Source organism: Micromonospora sp. M51 (genome assembly GCF_018070305.1).
GTDB classification, from domain to species: domain Bacteria; phylum Actinomycetota; class Actinomycetes; order Mycobacteriales; family Micromonosporaceae; genus Micromonospora; species Micromonospora parva.
Genome location: NZ_JAGPXZ010001327.1, coordinates 1 through 808, shown reverse-complemented (window position 1 = coordinate 808; position 808 = coordinate 1). Strand labels below are relative to the sequence as shown.

Below are 808 nucleotides of genomic sequence, written 5' to 3'. Positions count from 1 at the left end.
GCTCAGGCCGAACCAGAACAGGATCCGGATGGACTGGTGGGGATCCGGCCGGCCGTGCCCGGCGAGGTGGAAATACACCACCCGGCCGATCTGGAGGGTCACCAGGGTGATGGCGAAGAGGGAAGCCCGCGCGCCGAAGCCGTCGGGCACGGCGACGGCCATCGTCATGGCACCGACCAACGTCATGATGATGACGGTCTGGACGATCGGGGCGTCCGGGTCCAGCCAACTGGTCGACCAGACCGTCACCGACCAGACCGCCCAGAGCGCCAGGAACAGCAGCAGAGCCTGGCCGAGGCCCGCGTACACGCCGCGGTGGCCGTCGGTGAAGTCGACGATCAGCCGCGCGGAGATCCGGGTGAGGGCGAAGACGAAGACCAGGTCGAGGAAGAGTTCCAGGAAGGTCGCGCGCTGCCGGGTGGCGTCGTCGCGGAGCAGCCGGACGTCGCTGGCGCTCCTCATCGTCGCGCCACGCGTCGGTGCCCCCGTACGACCACGTGCCCTCCCGTCGTGGTGATCTCCTCACCTAACGAGCCAGGACGGCGGCGGTGGCACGGGACGGGAGGCGTCCGGCCAACCACAACAGTCACCAATCCGTCACCCGACCGCTACGACGGGTGTGCGCCCTTACGCTCGGGTGCGTGCCCGGACCTGCCGAGAAGGCCGCTGAACAGGACCGGCGTGACCGCATCGTCACGGCCGCGCGGGAACTGGCCGAGACGGAGGGCTGGTCGGGGGTGACCACCCGACGGCTCGCCGAACGGACCGCGATCGACATGGGTGACATCTACCGGCACTTCGCCGACCT

At 69.6% G+C, this 808-nt stretch carries 2 protein-coding genes; one reads left to right on the top strand and one right to left on the bottom strand.

Annotated features, from left to right (window positions below; translation table 11 throughout):
• On the bottom strand, positions 1–462 hold a 462-nt coding region (locus KBX53_RS34600; RefSeq protein ID WP_210863993.1), incomplete at its 3' end, for a low temperature requirement protein A.
• Positions 463–641: 179 nt separating this feature from the next.
• Between KBX53_RS34600 and KBX53_RS34595 the strand changes: the two genes are divergently transcribed.
• Positions 642–808: helix-turn-helix domain-containing protein (locus KBX53_RS34595; RefSeq protein WP_309140924.1), on the top strand; the 167-nt coding region annotated here is incomplete at its 3' end.